Origin of the sequence: Flavobacterium flevense (assembly GCF_900142775.1) — a bacterium.
GTDB lineage: Bacteria > Bacteroidota > Bacteroidia > Flavobacteriales > Flavobacteriaceae > Flavobacterium > Flavobacterium flevense.
Genome location: NZ_FRCC01000003.1, coordinates 368956 through 384733 on the forward strand (window position 1 = coordinate 368956; position 15778 = coordinate 384733).

11 protein-coding genes are annotated in these 15778 nt (G+C 33.9%); 5 read left to right on the forward strand and 6 right to left on the reverse strand.

Annotation, left to right across the window (positions count from 1 at the left end):
* The first annotated feature begins 8 nt into the window (after positions 1-8).
* From BUB89_RS07655 to ypfJ, 3 genes are all read left to right on the forward strand, one after another.
* On the forward strand, positions 9-767 hold the full coding sequence (locus BUB89_RS07655) for a hypothetical protein (RefSeq protein ID WP_073243648.1): 759 nt from the start codon (positions 9-11) through the stop codon (positions 765-767).
* A gap of 193 nt (positions 768-960) precedes the next feature.
* Positions 961-4947: a PAS domain S-box protein gene (locus BUB89_RS07660; protein WP_159434570.1), complete on the forward strand. Its 3987-nt coding sequence runs from the start codon at positions 961-963 to the stop codon at positions 4945-4947.
* A gap of 11 nt (positions 4948-4958) precedes the next feature.
* Complete coding sequence (ypfJ, locus tag BUB89_RS07665) at positions 4959-5828, forward strand: KPN_02809 family neutral zinc metallopeptidase (RefSeq protein WP_073243652.1); 870 nt, start codon at positions 4959-4961, stop codon at positions 5826-5828.
* A gap of 85 nt (positions 5829-5913) precedes the next feature.
* Here ypfJ and BUB89_RS07670 read toward each other — a convergent pair whose 3' ends face one another.
* From BUB89_RS07670 to BUB89_RS07695, 6 genes are all read right to left on the reverse strand, one after another.
* Positions 5914-7218, reverse strand: a complete 1305-nt coding sequence (locus BUB89_RS07670; RefSeq protein WP_073243654.1) for an ammonium transporter — start codon at positions 7216-7218, stop codon at positions 5914-5916.
* 236 nt (positions 7219-7454) lie between these two features.
* Entirely contained in the window at positions 7455-8528 is a 1074-nt protein-coding gene (locus tag BUB89_RS07675; protein WP_073243656.1) for an alanine/ornithine racemase family PLP-dependent enzyme, read from the reverse strand.
* Positions 8528-9679 (reverse strand): alanine racemase, encoded by a 1152-nt coding sequence (gene alr / locus BUB89_RS07680; RefSeq protein WP_073243658.1) that lies wholly within the window; start codon positions 9677-9679, stop codon positions 8528-8530. Before alr ends, BUB89_RS07675 begins: the two co-directional genes overlap by 1 nt.
* The gene (locus BUB89_RS07685; protein WP_073243660.1) at positions 9651-10823 is read right to left on the reverse strand and encodes an amidohydrolase; all 1173 of its coding nucleotides are present in this window, start codon (positions 10821-10823) and stop codon (positions 9651-9653) included. Before BUB89_RS07685 ends, alr begins: the two co-directional genes overlap by 29 nt.
* Positions 10824-10830: 7 nt before the next feature.
* A complete protein-coding gene (locus BUB89_RS07690; RefSeq protein ID WP_073243662.1) occupies positions 10831-11265 on the reverse strand; it encodes a GNAT family N-acetyltransferase in 435 nt (144 codons plus the stop codon).
* Positions 11246-12715 (reverse strand): sodium:solute symporter family protein, encoded by a 1470-nt coding sequence (locus tag BUB89_RS07695; RefSeq protein ID WP_073243834.1) that lies wholly within the window; start codon positions 12713-12715, stop codon positions 11246-11248. Before BUB89_RS07695 ends, BUB89_RS07690 begins: the two co-directional genes overlap by 20 nt.
* Before the next feature lie 412 nt (positions 12716-13127).
* Between BUB89_RS07695 and BUB89_RS07700 the strand changes: the two genes are divergently transcribed.
* Positions 13128-14102, forward strand: a complete 975-nt coding sequence (locus BUB89_RS07700) for a Gfo/Idh/MocA family protein (protein ID WP_073243664.1) — start codon at positions 13128-13130, stop codon at positions 14100-14102.
* 50 nt (positions 14103-14152) lie between these two features.
* Positions 14153-15688: a YifB family Mg chelatase-like AAA ATPase gene (locus BUB89_RS07705; protein ID WP_073243666.1), complete on the forward strand. Its 1536-nt coding sequence runs from the start codon at positions 14153-14155 to the stop codon at positions 15686-15688.
* The last annotated feature ends 90 nt before the right edge of the window (positions 15689-15778 follow it).

Sequence of the window (15778 nt, forward strand, 5' to 3'; positions counted from 1 at the left end):
ACCCTAACATGAAATCAAATAGAGAACAAATTCAGGACTTAAAAAAAAACGGCTATCCTTTAACTTTAGAAACTGTTTTTAATCTTGCTTTTGAAAATTATAAAAAAATTGCCATTTATGCAGGCTCCTTGTTTTTAGTTGGTACTGCATTATTTTTAATTATAGCAGCAACAATCATTCATTATACTTATGGTTTAGCTAATTTTCAGGAACTAATACAAAATCCTGAAAATTTAGATCCTAAAAACTTTTCCGATGAATTTATAACGGCTTACATCATTAGCATGACTTTGTTAGGCTGTTTTATACGCCCTGTTTTTGCCGGATTTATTAAAATGGCACATTGCGCACAAAAAGATGAAGAATTTCATGTTGCAACAATCTTTTCATATTACAAATGGTCTTATTTTAAGGAACTTTTTAGCGCCACGTTTATCATTTCTATTTTTAACACGGGAATTACATTTATAATGGAAGCATCGGGAATTCCGGTATTAGGAATGCTTGCTTCAATTAGTATTGGTTTGTTGACAATACTATCCGTTCCTTTAATCATTTTTAGTAATTTTAGTGCTGTCGAATCCATAAATACCAGTATTGTTCTGACATTAAAGCAACCTTTACTTCTTTTGGGTCTTTTAATGATTGCTTACTTATTCTGTATTACCGGATTTTTCATTTTTTTTATTGGACTATTTTTTACATTCCCGTTTTTATATTCGATGTATTATGCCATTTATAGCTCTATTATTGGTTTTAATGACTAAATTATCCATATTATTTTTCATAAAAGAATTACTTTATATTTTTAATATTGTTAATTTTAGCAAAAAATCATTTTGTAGTTCGTATAAGATTACGCTTTTTTAATTATTGAAAAATATGACACCATTTACTAGCTCTGTATTAACAGTAATCATCGAAAATAGTAGCTTAGGTGTGATACACAATTTGTCCGCAATGAACATGTTTGACATAATGGACCAGCTCCCTATTGATAAAAACCTGTATCGTACAGTGGTTCCGTTTGTCTTTTTTATCATCTTTTTACTGATTTATAAATTTCACAGAATCAAATATGCGTTAGGGAATAAATTCATGAAGAATTTTACTCCTCAAAATTCTGAAAACAAAGAATTTCAGCTTCATTTTCTTTTTCTGGGTCTCATTGTTTTAATTTTAGAACTAACTTTTGAATTTTTTAAAATAAGACCCAAAAGCATGTTGGTTACTAACCTGACGATTTCTTTTATTTTAATAGGAATTGCTTATTTAAGTTCTAAATCAGATTTTGTTTTTAGAAACATAAAAAAGATATTCAGGGTCATTTTTTTACTGGCTTTTTTAAATGTTTGTAAAAATTTAGTCTATTCATCATCTGATAATATTCCTTTTTTAAGTTTTCTTTTGTTCATCTATTTTTCCTATAATATTATAAAACCATTAAAGCTGTACTGGTTATTTATATTATTTTCTTTAAGCTATCTTATTAGTATTTCATTATTAAAACTTGCGCCATTAAACAATATCACGGTTGTTTTTAATTATACACTGATAGTAGTTTTTATCAATTATATCAGACATATTTCTATTGAAGATATTAATGATAAATTTCAATTTAACAACCAGATTATCAACAAGGGAAACTCCTTGATTATGGCAAAAAACAGGCAAAACAAAATTGTTTTTTGCAGTGAAAATGTCGAAGAAATTCTGGGCTATAAAATGGAAGAGATTTTGGGTTATGGTTATTATGATCTAACCGAAAGTCCGGAGAAAACCGCTAACGAATCTTTTGAAAGTCAGATTAACGACAAAATATTTGTTCGAAAACTAAAAAGTAAAAATGGAGAATTTAAATTCATCCAATGGAAAAACAAACAATTCTCAGATGATTTAATTATTGGGATTGGGCAGGATATTACTACTGAAATTCATATTCAGAATCAATATAAAAATCTAGTCCAGAATGCTCAGGATTTTATTTATGAAATTGATCTGGAAGGTAAAATTATTTTTGCCAATAATTATACCTTAAAAACCTTAGAATATAAAGAAGAAGAAATTTTAAATCAGCATTATTCTCACTTTATTCGTAAAGATTTTATAAAAAGACTCAGTGTCTTTTATAATAACGGAGAAGAAAATGACTCTGAATTTCCAATACATGAAATTCCGTTTTTGAAAAAAAATGGCGAAATTGTATGGGTGGCACAAAAAGTAATGATTAGTCGCAACGATTCGGATAAAATAAAAGGCTACTCCAGTATTGGGCGGGATATTACTTTTTTCAAAAATATCGAAATTGAAAAACAAAAAAGAGAAGAAAAAAATAAAAAATACAACGAAAATCTAAAACAATTTACTGCTAAAAGTTATTCGATTCATGAAACACTGGAGACAAAATTAAAATTAATACTGGAGAATACCACCAAAACAATCAAAGCTAACCGAGTAAGCTACTGGCTGTATCAGGAAGATAAAATAAGCTGTTTGCAATTATATAATTTAAAAACAGATGAATTTTCAGATGGAGAGGTGTTAACTAAAGAACTATATCCTAATTATTTTAAATCTATTGAAAGTAAAACACCTTTAGTTGCTTCTGATGTTAAAAAGAACCCTTTTACTAAAGAATTACAACCAACGTATCTGAAAAAATACAATATTTTTTCTATGATAGACACTCCTGTTTTTATAAATGGAGAATTAATAGGTATCCTGTGTATTGAAACTACCGAAAGTACCAAACAATGGGATAATGAAGATATTAATTTTGCCCGATCAATAGCTGATAGTATCACCATAGCTTTTGAATCTAAAAGAAGACTGGAAGTAGAACAAAAACTGACTTATAAAAGTGATTTACTTTCGGCGATGAATTTATGTACGGAACGGTTTTTAAATGTAAAAAGTATAGATGCCATTTTTACTGATCTGTTAGTTATTATTGGAAAATCGACAAAATCGTATCGTAGTTTTTTCTATCTAAACAACCCTGTAAACCAAACCATTAGTCAGAAATACCATTGGACAACCCCTAATGAAAGTTTATCTGAAACGAATCCCATCTATCAAAATTTACCTTATTCGTTTTTTGGGGATTTTAATCCTGAAACTATAGAAAATAAGGCTTATACAGGCATCGTTTCAAAAATAAAAGATTCCTCTTTAAAGGAAAAATTACAAGCTTTAAAAGCCGTTTCACTAATCCTTTTTCCGGTATTTGTAAAAAATAAATTTTATGGTTTTCTGGGATTAAATGATTTAAATGAAGACCGAATATGGGCCGAAGATGAAATCCAGATTTTGCAGACGCTGGCCATGAATATTGGATCCTCAATCGAGCGAATAGAAAACGAAATAGCTATTAATGAAAGTGAAGAAAAATTTAGATTATTAGCCAATAATATTCCGGGAACAGTTTATCTCTCTGAAAATGATGAGGATTTCACTAAAATTTATCTGAATGATGAGATTGAAAAACTGACTGGTTATCCAAAAGAAGATTTCTTAAAGAAAAAGATCCGATTTAAAGATTTAATTCATCCCGAAGATTTAGAAAAAACACTGCTAAAATCCAGCGCTAAGTTATCTAAACTGGAAGCTTTTCATATCACCTACCGCATTGTCAATAAGGAAGGAAATATTGTCTGGATTGATGAATTTGTTGATACTGTTGTAAAAAATGGTGAAATCAAATACATCGAAGGAATTATGTTGGACATTAGCAAGCGTAAAGACGCCGAAAAAGCCATTAAAGCAAAAGAATACGCTGAAACTGCCAACAAAGCAAAATCAGAATTCTTAGCTAATATGAGTCATGAAATCCGTACTCCTCTAAACGGAATTATTGGTTTTACTGATTTGTTAATGAAAACAAAACTGGATCACATTCAGGAGAAACACATGATTACAGTGAATCAATCGGCACATACACTACTCGAAATTGTAAATGATATTTTAGATTTTTCGAAAATAGAAGCCGGAAAATTAGAATTACATATTGAAAAACAGCCCATAAAAGAACTGATGGAACAAGTTATTGATTTGATTCATTTTGAAGCCAATCAAAAAAACTTACAATTAGAATTAAACATAGACGAACAGGTTCCCTCCTATTTCTGGATTGATATTGTGAGAATCAAACAGGTTTTAATTAACTTATTATCGAATGCTGTAAAATTTACCGAAAAAGGAAGTGTAAAACTGAATATTGAAGTGAAAGATATCATCAGTACTTCTGAGACTAAAATTCGTTTTTCAGTAATAGATACCGGAATGGGAATTCTAGAGCAAAATCAGAAAAAAATATTCAAAGCTTTTTCACAAGAAGATAGTTCAACTACAAAAAAGTTTGGTGGAACAGGTTTGGGATTAACAATTTCGAATAAACTCCTTAACTTAATGGAGAGTCGTTTGAAACTAAAAAGTGAAGCTGGAAAAGGAAGTTGTTTTTATTTTGATATTGATCTTAAAACCACCAACCAACTGTTACCAAATGTAGTAACTACCAAACCTTCTGTAGATACAGAAAGCATCAAACTATTTGAAAGCAATCCTGATTTAGAAAAGATTAAAATTTTACTTGTCGAAGACAATAAAATAAATATGCTTCTACTGAAAACGATAATAAAAAACACACTCCCAAAAGCCGCAATTTTTGAAGCATCCAACGGATTTGAAGCAGTTAACCAATTTGAAAATATTGCTCCCAACATTATCTTTATGGATATTCAAATGCCGGTAATGAATGGTTATGAAGCCACAGAAGCCATCCGGAAATTACCATCAGGAAAAAATATTCCTATTATTGCAATTACCGCCGGAACAGAAAAAGAAGAAAAAAACAAGTGTTTAGAAATGGAAATGAATGACTATATTTCGAAACCAATTATAAAAGGAATTATTGAAAAAACCCTGACTAAATGGATGATTACTAACTAAAATTAATTTTTATGAAATGGAAAGGCAGAAGACAAAGTAGCAATGTTGAAGATCGCAGGGGAATGTCCTCAGGAGGTAAAACGATTATGGGTGGTGGGATTTTAGGGATCATCATTTTGTTAGTAAACGTTTTTGGAGGGGAAAATGCCCAAATGATTACTCCTGTATTAGAGCAGTTAAATCAGGGACAGAATCAACCTGCTACCGAACAACGGGATCTAACAGCAGCTGAATTAGAAGAACAGGCATTTGTAAAAACCATTCTTGCTGACAATGAAGATGTATGGTCAAGAATTTTTCAAGAAAACAATCTGCAATACAAAAAACCGAATGTAGTGCTTTTTAGCGGAGCTGTCCAAACCGATTGTGGAAATGCTTCTTCTGATTCAGGTCCTTTTTATTGTCCTGCTGACCAAAAAGTATATATGGATTTGACTTTCTTTGAAGAACTGAAAACAAAATTTGGTGCTCAGGGAGGCGATTTTGCTACCGCTTATGTAATTGCTCATGAGATAGGTCATCATGTGCAAACTCTGTTAGGGACATCTGCAAAAATGAGACAAATGCAACAAGGTAAAAGTAAAGCTGAAGCTAATAAATTATCAGTAGCATTAGAATTACAGGCTGATTTTTATGCAGGAGTATGGACGCATTACAACCAGCAGATGAACAATATTCTTGAAGATGGTGATCTTGACGAAGCTTTGAGTGCTGCTCACGCCGTAGGTGATGACGCCATTCAGGCTAAAATGCAAGGCCGTATTGTTCCGGAATCTTTTACTCACGGAACTTCAGAACAACGTAAATACTGGTTTATGAAAGGTTATAAATCAGGAGACATCAAACAAGGAAATACCTTTGAAGAATTGGGGCTTTATTAAATAAACTTCGCTTTAATATCAAAAAAAAACAGCTTAACTGGAATTCCATTTAAGCTGTTTTTTTTTATATAGAAATTGTATTTTTTTACAAATATTCTCCGTGTTGAGAAATATCTAAACCTAACTCTTCTTTGTCTTCACTTACTCTTAAAGGAGTTATTTTATTTACAATAAAGAATAAGAAATAAGAACCTACAAATGCAAATACAGATACCATTACTAAAGCTGTTAACTGGTTAATAAACAAAGTAGATTCACCAAAAATAAGTCCTTGATCAGCAACAGCTGGATTGATAGCTTTTGAAGCAAAAACTCCTGTTAGCAACATTCCCACCATTCCACCTACACCGTGACAGGCAAATACATCCAAAGCATCATCAATTTTTCCTTTTGGAAATTTGCTTACCATAAAGTTACTTACCACACTACTAAATAATCCAATAAAGATTGCGTGAGGAATACTTACAAAACCAGCAGCAGGAGTAATAGCAACTAAACCTACAACAGTACCAATACAAGCTCCCATAGCTGATAATTTATGACCTAAAATTTTATCCATAAATACCCATGCCATACCAGCAGCTGCAGCAGCAACAGTTGTTGTACCTAAAGCCTGAACAGCTAAACCATTAGATGCTAATGCTGAACCTGCATTGAAACCAAACCATCCAAACCACAATAAAGCAGTCCCTAATAAAACATAAGTTATACGTGCCGGATTTACTTTTTGTACTTTTCTTTTTCCTAAAAACATCGCTCCGGCAAGAGCAGCCCATCCTGCACTCATGTGTACTACTGTACCTCCTGCAAAATCTAATACTCCCATTTTAAAGAAATATCCGTCTGAATGCCAGGTCATGTGACACAATGGAGTATAGATAAATAAAATAAATAAAACCATGAATAAAATGTATGCCCAGAAACGTACTCTTTCGGCAAAGGCTCCAGTAATTAAAGCCGGAGTTATAATAGCAAATTTAGCCTGAAATAAAGCAAAAAGCATAAAAGGAATGGTTCCCCAGGCTGTATTAATATTTACATTCTGAAACATGAAAAATTCAGTCGGGTCACCGATAATTCCGTTATAAGAAGTACCAAAAGACAAACTAAAACCAATAACAACCCATAGTATTGTTACAATAATCATAGCTACAAAACTTTGTAACATCGTACTGATAACATTCTTTTTACCTACCATACCTCCGTAAAAGAAACCTAATCCGGGAGTCATTATTAATACTAATGCCGTAGCGACAATCATCCAGGCCGTATCTCCTGTGTCAAAAGTAGCTGCCTCAGAAGGAACCGAATTTGGCGTTAAAATAAAAGTTGAAAATAGTGTAATGACTAACAACGCAATCATTATGACACTTAAACTGATTTTTCTCATCATTTTTTTTTGGTTTAAATTTTTGCCAAAAATATAAAATGATTAACTACCCCTGTTAAAATTAGCCCAAAATATTTTAATTTTTATTATTAATTTAATTTACCCCCTTAAATTTTAAGGGTACAAGCTATAAAATATATAAAAAATAACGATTTGTTAAAATCACACTTTATTTCACCGTAGCAAAAACAAGTTCCTTTTTCTAATTTTACAATAAAAACTCACAGAATTATCTTTTACTCAATGGTTTTATCAATGTAATCAGAATTTAACAAATAAAGAGCCCCCATATATTTCAAATTAAAGGAAACAAGCTCCCCTATTTGATAATTTTTCTTCGAATGGGTTATGTCAATTACCAGCATATCTGAACTGGCATCAATAATAGTTATTTCATCATCTTCAGGGATAAGATACTGGGGTTGCATGTCCAGCAAGCCTACATCCAGAATAGCTCTCAGCGAAGTACTGCTAAAATCTTCTGTTTGTTCCATCGAATAGGTGTTTCCTGCTACATTTTCTCCTAATTCACCCGTGGGAGTATCCGGTTTTTCGGTAATTTCTATAATTTCTGCAAATAACTTAAAAACATCATTATGCATTCCTTCGATAGTTTCACCGGTAAAGAGGTCTTTTCCAAAAAACAAAGCTTCGCCTATTCTAAAATGATTCACCGCCATAGGTCTTGCATTTTTTAGAATCAACGGAACAGCAACTGAAGTTCCTCCTGAAACCCAGGGTATTTCAATATTAAATTTAGCTTCAATAAGCTGTTTGTATAAACTCAACTGAATTAATTTGTCCTGAGTAGGCATCACTCCGCTTAAACAATTCAGGTTAGTTCCTATTCCGCGAATTTCAATATTGGGCAAACTTAAAACAGCACCATAAAATTCGACCAGTTCTTCACCCATAACGCCTTCACGCAAATCCCCCATCTCAATCATAATAATGATTTTATGTGTTTTATTCTGCCTGATGGCTTCTTCAGAGAGCATTTGAATGGTATAATACTCCGTATTAAAACTCACATCAGCATAACGAACAATGCTTTCGATACTTCTTTTAGCCGGCGGCTTAATATAAACTGTCTGAATTTCAGGATTTAATGATTTAATTTTCCTTAAATTACTAACCCTGGAATCATGAATTTCTTTGACTCCTAAGGCAATAATTTCTTTTAAATAAATTTTATTACCACATAACATTTTAGACACTACTCCCCAATAGATTGCTCTTGATTTAAAAATAGTATCCAGGAATTGATAATTTTCTTCTAATTTTTTTCTGTATAATTGTACAAATGCCATCAGTCCGTAATTTTTCGTGGAATCGTTTTAGAGATTCGGGTTAATAATTCATAATTGAGTTGGTTACTATAATCACAAAAAGAAGCTATTGTTATAGCCAAATCATTTTGATTGCCTATCAAAACTACTTCTTCTTCTTTTTTAACACTATTAATATCTGTTACATCTACCGCTACCATATTCATGGTGACCAGACCTACCACCATACACCGCTGCCCTTGTATAAGTATGCGTCCGTGATTACTGAGTGACCTGCTGTATCCGTGGGCATAACCAATAGGAATCACGGCAATTTTCATGTTTTTTTTGGCCATAAAACTGGTTCCATAACCTATAAAATCACCTGACTTTACTTTTTTAAGACTCATTACCGTACTTTTCCAGGTAATAATGCGACGTAAAGGATCCTGTTTTATTTTTTTCGAATTTATATAAGCCACAAATACTTCCTGACTTGGCCACAATCCATATTGCATGATTCCTACCCTTACCAAATTCATTCTTGTTGCCGGAAACATGATTGCTGCTGCTGAACAGGCAGAATGCACTATTTCTGGCTTTAATTCATTTTTAATTAAATACTGATGAATTTCTTCAAAATATTTAATTTGTTTTTCTACTCTGTAATAGTTAGCAATACTTTCAGCACCGGCATAATGCGTACAAAGTCCTTTAAAAATAAGACTATCAGCATCTTTTTTTAAAATTGTAATTATTTCTTTTAATTCTGATTTTTCAAAACCGGTTCGGTTCATTCCGGTTTCAATTTCGATATGTACAATTGCTTTTTTATGAATTTTTTTAGCTATTCTGGAAGCGCTGACAAGTCTTTTTTTATCAAAAACAAAAAACTCAATATCATTTTCAATAATCCACGGCAAATCTTCTTCACTGAGGAATCCCATGATTAAAATAGTTACTTTATCAGATAAAACAGCATGAACCTGTCTTGCTTCATCGGCATCAAAAACTGAAAAATGATTAATACCACATCCGTATGCCATTGCAACAAATTCGGATATTCCATGGCCATAAGCATTTCCTTTAACAACAGAAGAAAGAATTCGCTTTTTTCCAAATAGTTGTTTTAAAAAATCTATGTTATTTTGATATGCCGAACGGCTAAGTTCTATAATTGAATTCGTTTGCATCTGTAATTTGTTTACTTATATGATGAAAAATACTTATCCCTGTTTGCAAAATCTCATCTTCAAAATCATAATCGGGATTATGAAGAGCAGGCATTTCTTTACCGATACCAATCCCAAACATAGCACCTTTGTATTTTTGTGTAAAAAGCCCAAAATCCTCTCCCCAGCTAAACGGTGTTGCTTTCTCTAACAGTTCAAAATCATTTGCATGAGCTGCTTTTCTGACCAAATCAACTGCGCTAATTTCATTTTCATTAGCTTCGAAAGTCTGAATCCACTTCATAGCAATCTCCAGTTGATAGGAATCGGCAATTTTTGCTGCTGTTTCTTCTACATATCGAGTCGTTTCTTTCATTGCTGCACTACTGTCACTTCTTACTGTAAAATGAATCTCCCCTGCTCCTGCTGACACGCCGTAGGCTTTTTCACCCATTTGGATATAAACAGGAGTAATAATCCGATACTTTTTTTGAGTGATATCCGGCTGAATATAGTTATTAAACGCTGAAAGTATCGCTGCAATTGCCAGTGCCGGATTGATTCCTTTTTCGGGTTCTCCCGCGTGAGCCGTAATTCCTTTTAATTTTATAATAATACTACTCACAGCACAGCTAAAAGTATTGTTTTTTACCACAATTAGATTCTTAGAATAACCCGGTAAATTGTGTAAAGCAAAAACATAATCAGGCTTAACGTTTTTGAATTTAGAATCTGAAAGTATTTTTTGTGCCCCGCTTCCGTCCTCTTCTGCGGGTTGAAACAATAAAACTACTGTTCCTGTATCCGGTCTTTTTAGATGGAATTTAATAGCTAAACCACATAAAATAGCCATATGACCATCGTGACCGCATTTATGAGAAACTCCTTTATGAACAGAACGGTATTCAAAATCGTTTACTTCATCAATAGGTAATGCGTCCAGTTCACAGCGAAACAATACTGTTTTTCCTGATTTTTCGCCGTTGTAAACAGCTACAATTCCTGTTCCTCCAATAGCAGTAATCATTTCATCCGGTGGAAATTGTTTTAAAAAAGAAACAATCCGTTTTGCAGTTGCAACTTCCTTTCCGGAAACTTCAGGATGCTGATGCAATTCTTTACGCAATGCAATTACGGTGTCTAAATACGGATTGAAAGATTCCATTTGTATGTTATTTAATGAGACGCATTTCTAAATATTTATTAGTAAAGCCTAATTTTTCATACAGTTTTCTGGCAGGATTATCCGGTTCAACGTGGAGTGCGATATCGCCTTCGGCAATAGAAATTGCTTTTTGCATCAAACTTTTTCCGTAACCTTTACCACGCTCACTGTTATCGACTGCTATATAAACCAGGATATTCTCCGGAATAAATCCTTTCATACCCGTATTGTTTAAAATGACCACACCTACAATCCGGTTTTCATCAATCCCTAGTATAATATTTCCTCCTTTGTCAGGATTCATGACATAAGCAATACACTTTAAAATATCTTCGGTTTTGTCGCCATATTGTTCCAGATGTGTGTAAAGGAACTCAGCAATAGCCTTATTAGAATACGTTTTATCTTCCCCTGATATGTGATTAATTATTTTGAAGTCCATGTTGTAATTGTTTATTATTATGATAAATTGATAAGAGAATAAATAAAATAAGTGAGATACTTATTCCGTAAATATTAGCATCGAGATTTTTAGAAAGCTGTATTCCTAAAGGCAATTCATTTTTTGTAATTATCAGCAAAATGGTAACGGCACCACCTAACAGCATACTCCAGAAGGCAGCTACTGGATGGCTTTTTTTCCAAAATAAAGCGCCTAAAACCGGAATAAACAAGCCCGAAACCATAAAAGCATACGAATAAAGCATCAATTCTAATACGTTTTGCATTTGGGAAGCCAATAGAATAGCAAATAATCCCACGAGCAAGGTTACAATTTGCGAAAGCTGTAACTCTTTTTTATGAGTGAGTTCTTTTTTAGAAAATTTAGCAACGATATCCGTTACAATATTTCCCGAGGCTGCCATCAGGCAACTATCGGCAGTAGAAAGTATTGCCGAAAAATAAGAAGACAACATCAATCCCATTAAACCAACGGGTAAAATAGTTGCTAATAAAACAGGTAATCCCATTTCACTATCCATTGTAGCTGCATCCGTAATTCCCTCAAACATTCCCTGAGTAGCAGCCACTTTAGCAAGCATCCCCAATATAACACCCATAAAAGCCATTATGGGCCATTCAAAAACACCGGCTATCAGCCAGGCTTTTTTAGCTTCTTTTTCTCCTTTACTGGCATAAATTCGCTGGTATAAAGTCATCCCCACAAACCAGATAGGAATAATAGTAACCGACCAGTTAATAATTTGATAAACAGAAACATTTGACATGGATAAATATTCCGGAGCCAGAGTACTTTTGATAGCATCATAACCGCCTACCGCATTATACGCTACCGGTATTCCGATAAAAACCAGTCCACCGATAAGAATTAGCCACTGGACAGTATCCGTATAAATAACTGCTTTTAAACCGCCTATTGAAGTATAGGCGACTGCAATAACTCCCATGACAATCAATGCCGTCTGAATATCTAATTCCGGAATTGTCGCCGAAGCTAATTTGGCTCCAGCCAAAACCTGCGAACTGGTAAAACCAACATAACCAATGGCAGAAATGATTCCCGCTAAAAAGGCTACTTTTCCATTATAGAAATGACTGAAAATTTGAGGAAAAGTAAAAAACTTATGCTGATGTCCCAGCCTGCTGATGGTGGGAATTAAAAACACAGCACTCAACCATGCTCCCAAAACACCTGTAAAAAGCATCCAGGAACCCGATAATCCCATTGTAAATCCCAATCCTCCCAGTCCTATCGAAAATCCGCCACCTACATCAGTGGCAACTACTGATAATCCAATATGCCAGCTGCTCATTGTTCGACCACTTACATAAAAATCTTCGGCTGTTTTGTTTTTATTAAAGAAATAAACTCCTACTCCCAGCATAGCCAGCATATAAACAAAAAAGATTACATAATCAATTATGTGCATTTTTTTAATTTTCAAGATTATTAAATAGCCTGTACAAGGAATTTTTCCAAAAGGCAAAGATGTAGCATGCTACAAAAGGTGATTTTTAAAATTATTTCATGAATATGAAACATTAGAAAGGCTAAAAAAAACGATAGAAAAATCAGTTTTTGCCGTTTAAAAATCAATTAACGAATGCAAATATAAGAAAAATATCCTCAAAAACAGCATTTCTTCAATTCTGGCTTGGTTAAGAAATCATTATTATCCCTTAAAATCGCTAATAAAACTATTTATTTTTTATTTAAAACTTCCTAATATTCTGTCTTTTGTATTTTAAAATTCACTATTTTTAAAAAATTAGACTACAAAAAAAATCCTGTTCAATAAGCATAATTCTGAAAGCAGGAATACATTTTAATTTTAAAAAAGAATGAAAGAAAAAAACATTATTAACTGGGGAATCATAGGACTTGGAAATATTGCACATCTGTTTGCAAAAGAATTACAATTAGTACCAGGAGCCCAACTCGTAGCAGTAGCTTCCAGAAGCAAAGATAATGCGGAGGCTTTTGCAAAAACCTACCAATGCCCAAAAGCTTATGATTCTTACGAAGCTATTTTAAATGATGACACTATTGATATTCTTTATATCGCTACTCCTCATGATTCTCATGCGGAATTAACCCTAAAAGCATTAGAAAAAAACAAGCATGTATTGTGCGAAAAACCAATTGCATTAAGGTATGAGGATGCCGAAAAAATGATTGCTGCTGCTGTAAAATACAATAAATTTTTCATGGAAGCTTTCTGGACCAGATTCAATCCTTCTTTCAGAGCGGCTTTCACCAAAATAAAACAGGGGGAAATTGGCACTATTCGCTACATCAATGCTGATTTTGCTTTCTATGCCGAAGAAAAAGAAGGAAGCAGAATGTATGATTTAAAAGCTGGTGGCGGTTCCTTAATGGATATTGGGGTTTACCCGCTATTTCTTGCTTACACCTTATTGGGAATTCCGGAAAGTATTTATGCAAAATCCATTTTTCATTCCTCTGGAGTAGATACACAAACCACGATGATGTTACAGTACAAAGAAGCACAAGCGGTATTATATTCGGGTATTTCACACACTTCTAATGTGGAAGCTACCATAAGCGGAACTAAAGGCCGAATTAATCTGAATACTATGTGGCACATGGCTGAATCTTATACGCTGATAAAAGAGGACACCAAAACTATTTTTGAATTCCCAACCCAGGAAATGGGATACATTTATGAAATTGAAGAGTGTCATGAATGTATTCGAAATAACGCTACCCAAAGTACCTTGTGGTCACATAAAAACAGTTTAGAGCTTATTCAAATCGTTGAAGAAGTAAAAAACCAAATAGGATTGAAATTCTAATTTTTGCAAGAAAGAGTTTAAGCTCATGTAATAATTTATAAAACCTTTTTATGTTAGTAAAAGTATTTGGAAGTGCCGTTTTTGGTGTAGAAGCAACTACCATCACCGTTGAAGTAAATATAGACAAAGGTGTGGGCTACCATTTAGTGGGTTTGCCTGATAACGCAATCAAAGAAAGCAGTTATCGCATTGCAGCAGCCTTAAAAAACAATGGTTATATGTTGCCGGGCAAAAAAATAACCATTAATATGGCTCCCGCCGATTTACGCAAAGAAGGTTCTGCATACGACTTAACTCTCGCATTAGGCATTCTCGTTGCTTCGGGACAAATTAAGGGAGACGAAATTGACAAATACATTATCATGGGCGAATTATCCTTAGACGGAAGTCTGCAGCCTATTCGTGGTGCTTTACCTATCGCCATTAAAGCCAAAGAAGAAGGTTTTAAAGGTTTTTTTCTTCCAAAGCAAAATGTAAAAGAAGCCGCTATTGTCAAGGATTTAAATGTGTATGGGATTGAAAATGTACAGGAAATAATTGATTTCTTCGAAGGAAACGGCAATTTAGAACCCACACATATTGATACCCGCGCCGAATTTTACAAAGATTTGGATTTTCCTGAATTTGATTTTTCAGATGTAAAAGGTCAGGAAAGCATTAAAAGATGTATGGAAATTGCTGCTGCCGGCGGACATAATATTATTTTAATTGGTCCTCCGGGAGCAGGAAAAACCATGCTGGCAAAGCGTTTACCCAGTATTCTTCCGCCAATGACTTTACACGAAGCATTAGAAACTACTAAAATTCATAGTGTAGCGGGAAAATTAAAAGAAGTGGGATTAATGAATCAACGACCTTTCAGATCTCCACATCACACGATTTCTAACGTAGCCCTTGTTGGCGGCGGCAGTTATCCGCAGCCTGGCGAAATTTCGATGGCGCATAATGGCGTTTTATTCCTGGATGAATTACCGGAGTTTAAACGGGATGTTCTTGAAGTTATGCGTCAGCCGCTTGAAGATCGGGAAGTAACGATTTCCAGAGCCAAATTTACGGTAACTTATCCTTCCTCATTCATGCTTGTTGCCAGTATGAATCCTAGTCCCAGCGGATTTTTTAATGATCCTAATGCTGCTCAAACCGCTTCGCCTTATGAAATGCAACGCTATCTGAGTAAGATTTCGGGACCTTTACTAGACCGAATTGATATTCATATTGAAGTAACGCCAGTTCCTTTCGAAAAACTATCTGATAATCAAAAAGCTGAAAGCAGTATGACCATTCGGAAAAGAGTAACGGCAGCGCGCGAAATTCAATCAGAGCGATTCGAAAAAATGAACAACATTCATTACAATGCTCAAATGAATACCAAGCATATTCGGGAATATTGTGTTTTAAATGAAGAATCCAAATCATTACTAAAAACCGCTATGGAACGCTTGAATCTTTCCGCCCGGGCTTATGACAGGATTTTGAAAGTAGCCCGCACCATAGCCGATTTAGAAGCTTCCGAAGAAGTAATTTCGAATCATATTGCCGAAGCTATTCAGTATAGAAGTCTGGATAGAGATGGGTGGTTGGGATAGATTTTACGCTCCGCAATCCCGAAAACTTCGGGATCGACTTTGCTGATGTGATTTGCGGTTTTTAACCGCTGTAATTTTATTTTATGTCAG

What these genes read in the sequence shown, in the direction of transcription:
- BUB89_RS07655 (WP_073243648.1), top strand. Translation starts at nt 9, where the DNA reads ATGAAATCAAATAGAGAACAAATTCAGGACTTAAAAAAAAACGGCTAT.
- BUB89_RS07660 (WP_159434570.1), top strand. Translation starts at nt 961, where the DNA reads ATGAACATGTTTGACATAATGGACCAGCTCCCTATTGATAAAAACCTG.
- ypfJ (WP_073243652.1), top strand. Translation starts at nt 4,959, where the DNA reads ATGAAATGGAAAGGCAGAAGACAAAGTAGCAATGTTGAAGATCGCAGG.
- BUB89_RS07670 (WP_073243654.1), bottom strand. Translation starts at nt 7,218, where the DNA reads ATGAGAAAAATCAGTTTAAGTGTCATAATGATTGCGTTGTTAGTCATT.
- BUB89_RS07675 (WP_073243656.1), bottom strand. Translation starts at nt 8,528, where the DNA reads ATGGCATTTGTACAATTATACAGAAAAAAATTAGAAGAAAATTATCAA.
- alr (WP_073243658.1), bottom strand. Translation starts at nt 9,679, where the DNA reads ATGCAAACGAATTCAATTATAGAACTTAGCCGTTCGGCATATCAAAAT.
- BUB89_RS07685 (WP_073243660.1), bottom strand. Translation starts at nt 10,823, where the DNA reads ATGGAATCTTTCAATCCGTATTTAGACACCGTAATTGCATTGCGTAAA.
- BUB89_RS07690 (WP_073243662.1), bottom strand. Translation starts at nt 11,265, where the DNA reads ATGGACTTCAAAATAATTAATCACATATCAGGGGAAGATAAAACGTAT.
- BUB89_RS07695 (WP_073243834.1), bottom strand. Translation starts at nt 12,715, where the DNA reads ATGCACATAATTGATTATGTAATCTTTTTTGTTTATATGCTGGCTATG.
- BUB89_RS07700 (WP_073243664.1), top strand. Translation starts at nt 13,128, where the DNA reads ATGAAAGAAAAAAACATTATTAACTGGGGAATCATAGGACTTGGAAAT.
- BUB89_RS07705 (WP_073243666.1), top strand. Translation starts at nt 14,153, where the DNA reads ATGTTAGTAAAAGTATTTGGAAGTGCCGTTTTTGGTGTAGAAGCAACT.